General features: G+C 67.7%; 5 protein-coding genes. 3 read left to right on the top strand and 2 right to left on the bottom strand.

The annotated features are described in order from the left end of the window. Nucleotides 1–109 precede the first annotated feature (109 nt). Nucleotides 110–706 (bottom strand): NfuA family Fe-S biogenesis protein, encoded by a 597-nt coding sequence (locus tag FW784_RS12665; RefSeq protein WP_149353697.1) that lies wholly within the window; start codon nt 704–706, stop codon nt 110–112. A 116-nt stretch (nt 707–822) separates the two neighbouring features. Here FW784_RS12665 and FW784_RS12660 point away from each other — a divergent pair, with 116 nt between their 5' ends. Next, on the top strand, nt 823–1158 hold the full coding sequence (locus FW784_RS12660; protein WP_149353696.1) for a 4a-hydroxytetrahydrobiopterin dehydratase: 336 nt from the start codon (nt 823–825) through the stop codon (nt 1156–1158). Nucleotides 1159–1162: 4 nt separating this feature from the next. After that, on the top strand, nt 1163–1576 hold the full coding sequence (locus FW784_RS12655; protein WP_149353695.1) for an energy transducer TonB: 414 nt from the start codon (nt 1163–1165) through the stop codon (nt 1574–1576). Nucleotides 1577–1906: 330 nt separating this feature from the next. Here the strand turns inward: FW784_RS12655 and FW784_RS12650 are convergent, their stop codons facing one another. Next, on the bottom strand, nt 1907–2854 hold the full coding sequence (locus FW784_RS12650) for an RluA family pseudouridine synthase (RefSeq protein ID WP_149353694.1): 948 nt from the start codon (nt 2852–2854) through the stop codon (nt 1907–1909). Nucleotides 2855–3284: 430 nt separating this feature from the next. Between FW784_RS12650 and FW784_RS12645 the strand changes: the two genes are divergently transcribed. Next, nucleotides 3285–4921 (top strand): Rne/Rng family ribonuclease (locus FW784_RS12645; protein WP_149353693.1); only part of this gene is annotated, 1637 nt, incomplete at its 3' end.

The raw sequence follows: 4921 nt of genomic DNA, 5'->3' as shown, positions 1-4921 counted from the left end.
CATTGCGTCCAGCTCTCGCGGGCGGCGGCGCGCAGGCCGCCCGAAGGCGTGGCCCGTGCGTTCAGCGCGTCGATGATGGCGGCGGCGGTGTGCACGGCCGACCCGAGTCTCAGGCGGCTGTGTCGCGCGGCATGTACGGGGCCTCACCAGTCGCGTGATCGGTGGCATCGCGTACCGCGGTGACGCCGGGCACCTTGTCCATCAGCGTGCGCTCGATGCCCTGCTTGAGCGTGACGTCCGCCATGCCGCAGCCGTGGCAGCCGCCGCCGAAGCGCAGGTAGACGACGCCGTCGGCGGACACTTCCTCCAGCGACACGTGGCCGCGATGCGAGGCGAGCTGGGGATTGATTTCGTTGTCGATCAGGTAACGCACGCGATCCACGAGACCGGTCGACTCCGTCGGCACCTCGCCCTTGATCCGCGGCGCGCGGATCTGCAGCTGGCCCGACGTGCCCTTGGTCTCGTAGTCGATATGTGCGCCTTCTAGGAATGTCACGCTCGCGGCGTCGAGCCACAGCGTGAAGCCATCGCAGTCGATCGCCCACTCGTCGCCGGAAAGGTCGGCAGGCTCGGCGAATTCGAGGCGCACGTCCGCGCGCGGCGTGCCCGGGTTCATCGCGGACAGACGAACGCCGAGCCCGGGAATGGCCTCGCGCTCGACGAGGCGGCGGAAGTGGGTCTGCGCGGATTCGGAAATATCGATCATCCCGCTATTCTATCCACGCGCCCTGCTGCTTCCCGCGCCGCCTTCACGCGACGTGCGCGGGCGGAGGGGCCCGATTCAGTCGCCTCCGAGATCCGCGCCTCGCAACAGGACCCGTCATGCCCCCGCATCTCGCCCACCAACACTGCACGCCCAAACGTGGCGCGGAACACCGACTGGCCGCTGCGCGCGTCGCCGAACTGATGAAGGACGCTCCGGAATGGTCGGTCGTGGAAGACGGCGCGGCCATCACGCGTACATTCCGGTTCGCCGACTATTACCGCACGATGGCCTTCGTGAACGCCCTCGCCTATGTCTCGCATCAGCAGGACCACCACCCCGACCTCTCCGTACATTACGACCGGTGCGTCGTCCGCTACTCGACGCACGACGTCGGCGGGCTTTCGGAGAACGATTTCATCTGCGCGGCGAAAGCCGACGCACTGCTGGTCTGACGCCATGCGCCTCTTGCCGGTCGCCGCGCTCTTCGTGTTGCTGGTCGGATGCGATTCCGGCGCACCCGTCGCGCCTCTGGGCGTGTCCAGCCCGGTCACCGCAGTGGACACGCCGCCGCCTGCGTACCCGGAGCGGCTTGCCTGCAACGGCGTCGGCGGGACCGTGCAGCTGCGGGTGCATATCGAGACCGACGGGCATATCCGGCAGTCCGAGGTACAACAGAGCAGCGGCAATGCCGAACTCGATACGGCGGCGCAGCAGGCCGTCCTCAAATGGACGTTCCGCCCGGAAATGCAGGCCGGTCATGCAGTCGCCAAATGGATCGCAGTGCCGATGACCTTCCATGTACCGCAGCCCCGTCCGGAGCATTGCTTCGTGCTCGACGAGCAGGCGCAGGGCGCGTTGAAGGCAAAATAGTGAGGGCCGCGCGTCGGATATTGAGATCGGTCGTAAACGCGGTGGGGCGCGACCGCGGGAATCGAAGCCCGGCGCGCTTGAGTTAGGCGGGATCGGGCTCTCAGCAGCCCCGCCGCAGCCATCGCTCGCGCACCGGACAGAGCTTTCGCGCGCGAGCCGGCATCCCGCGGAGCAAGCCAGCCCCGTTTCCACCGAGCGAAGCGCGCCACCCGTGGCCGATCGCCGGTTCAGTGGTCGCTCGACGTGGCTATTCGCGCGGCGCCAGCACCGCGGAACCGGGTCCGGGTGAGGCGACGCAGGTGCGCGCGGCGTCCAACGCGCGAGCATGGATCACTTCAGCCGATCGAGCACATCCACGAGTTCGGGCGCCAGCGACGCATTCAGCATGTACGGGGCACGGCCGGCATCCAGGGCGAACTCCAGCGTCGATGCGTGCAGGAACATGCGCTTGAGCCCCAGCTGCTCGCGCAGGCGGCGGTTGACCTCGGCCTCGCCGTATTTTTCATCCCCGGCGACCGGGTGCCCGATGTGCGCCGAGTGCACGCGGATCTGGTGGGTGCGGCCCGTCGCGATGCGCACTTCGCAGTAGGAATGGCCGCCCCGCCGCTCCAACACCCGGAAATGGCTGAGTGACGCCTTGCCCGCCGCATTCACCTGCACGTGGCGTTCGCCGCCCTGGCGCAACCCGACATGCAGCGGCGCGTCGACCGACATCGTGCCGTCCGGCATCCGGCCGACCAGCAGGGCCATGTAGCGCTTTGCGATGCCCCCGTCCTCGCGCATCAGGGCCTGCAACTCCACCAGCGCGGAGCGCTTCTTGGCGATCACCAGCAGCCCGGAGGTGTCGCGATCGAGCCGGTGGACGAGCTCGAGCCCCTGCCCCGGCCGCAGCGCGCGCATCGCCTCGATCGCGCCGTAGCTGATGCCGCTGCCACCGTGGCTGGCCACGCCGGACGGCTTGTTGAGCGCGAGCAGGCGCGTGTCCTCGAACACGATCGCGGCCTCCAGCGCGGCCAGAAGGCCTTTCGCGGGCGGCGCGCGTTCGCCCTCCTCCGGAAGGCGTACCGGCGGAATTCGAACCTCGTCGCCGGCGTCGAGCTTGCGCTCGGCCTTCGCGCGACCGCCGTTCACCCGGACCTGCCCGGACCGCACGAGCTTGTAGACCAAGGACCGCGGCGCGCCTTTCAGCAGCCCCAGGAGGAAGTTGTCGAGCCGCTGGCCATCCCGATCATCGGGGACGCGAACGGTCCGTGCAGCGGAAGCGGCCGGCTGGGTCATCGTGTGGTTATCTGTTAAACTCGCGTCGCGAGATAAGGTTTTGATTTCGCTGGAGTTGTGCCGCATACCCCCGCCTGGATGGCGGGTGCGGCAGGGGCCGAAAGCCCACTTCCGCGATTCTGCGCGCGCGTGACCACGACCCACGGGGTCGGCCATGTTAGCAGCGCGCGCAGGCAAGGCCGGCCCTCGCCGGACGGGTGACGCCGTCCCGCGACGACATTTACCACCACCCGTGCGACGCGGAAGGCATATGCCCGATGCGGCCGCCGGCCCGTAGCTCACAACCGGTTTTACGAACAAGCGCTCCCGCGGCCCGCCGTGGTGTGCAGCGCTGGAAGTGGGGTCCCACCCGCGCATCGCGCGACGGGGCCCGTGCCCAGAAGCGGACGCCACGGCGCCGTCGCGCGATTTGCGCGAGGACGCCAGACAAATGAAGCGAATGCTCATCAACGCGACGCAGGCGGAAGAACTGCGCGTCGCGATCGTCGATGGTCAGAATCTCTATGACATCGACATCGAACAGCCCGCCAAGGAACAGAAGAAGTCGAACATCTACAAGGGCCGCATCACGCGGCTGGAGCCGTCGCTCGAGGCGGCCTTCGTGGAGTACGGCGGCGAACGCCATGGTTTCCTGCCGCTCAAGGAAATCTCGCGCGACTACTTCCAGGCAGGCGTCGACCCGAACAAGGCCGGCCTCAAGGACCTGCTGAAGGAAGGCCAGGAAGTCGTCGTCCAGGTCGACAAGGAAGAACGCGGCAACAAGGGCGCGGCGCTTACGACGTTCATTTCGCTCGCCGGCCGCTACATGGTGCTGATGCCGAACTCGCCGACGGCGGGTGGCGTGTCGCGTCGCATCGAAGGCGATGACCGCGCGGAACTGAAGAAGGCGATGGACTCGCTGAACATCCCGGACGACATGGGGGTGATCATCCGCACCGCCGGCGTCGGGCGCGATGCCGAGGAACTGCAGTGGGACCTCGACTATCTGCTGCAGATCTGGCGCGCCGTCTGCGAGGCTGCGCTGTCCAAGCCCGCACCGTTCCTGATCTACCAGGAATCGCGCCTGATCATCCGCGCGCTGCGGGACTACATGCGCGCGGACATCGGCGAGATTCTCGTCGACACGCCGGAAATGTATGCCGAGGCGCTCGACTTCGTGCAGCAGGTGATGCCGCACAACGCGCGCAAGTTGAAGCACTACACGGATGACGTGCCGCTCTTCAACCGCTACCAGATCGAGTCGCAGATCGAGAACGCCTACGAGCGCACGATCAAGCTGCCGTCCGGCGGCGCGCTGGTCATCGACCAGACCGAGGCGCTGACCGCGGTCGACGTCAACTCGGCGCGCGCCACCAAGGGCGGCGACATCGAGGAAACGGCGTTCAACACGAACCTGGAAGCGGCCGACGAAGTCGCGCGCCAGATGCGACTGCGCGATCTCGGCGGCCTCGTGGTGATCGACTTCATCGACATGTCATCGTCGAAGCACCAGCGCGACGTCGAGAACCGGCTGTCGAATGCGTTGCGCCACGACCGCGCGCGCGTGCAGATCGGGCGCATTTCGCGCTTCGGCCTGTTGGAACTGAGCCGCCAGCGCCTACGCCCGTCGCTGGGCGAATCGAGCCAGATCGTCTGCCCGCGCTGCGAAGGCCATGGCCGCATGCGCAGCGTCGAATCGCTGTCGCTGTCGGTGCTGCGCCTGGCCGAAGAGCATGCGATGAAGGACAACACCGGACAGGTGCTCGTGCAGGCGCCGGTCGAGATCGCGAACTACCTGCTCAACGAGAAGCGCAGGGCGCTGGCGGAGATCGAAGCGCGCCACGAAGCGCCGATCCTGATCGTCGCCGACGACCAGCTCGAAACGCCGCACTTCGAAGTCAGCCGGATTCGCGAGAACGAGTTGGGCGAGGAGTCGAGCAAGCCGAGCTACCAGCGCGGCACGCCGCGCAAGCTGCCGGTGCACGCGCTGACGAAGGCGCACCTCAACGTGCCGCCGCCGCCGGCGGTGACCAACGTGAAGCCAGCGACGCCCGCACCGATGCGCGAGGCGCGGGAGTCCGCGCAGGC

The organism is Cognatilysobacter lacus (assembly GCF_008274655.1).
Lineage (GTDB): Bacteria > Pseudomonadota > Gammaproteobacteria > Xanthomonadales > Xanthomonadaceae > Cognatilysobacter > Cognatilysobacter lacus.
Note: the sequence above shows the minus strand (reverse complement) of the source record. Positions and strands in the feature narration are given on the sequence as shown.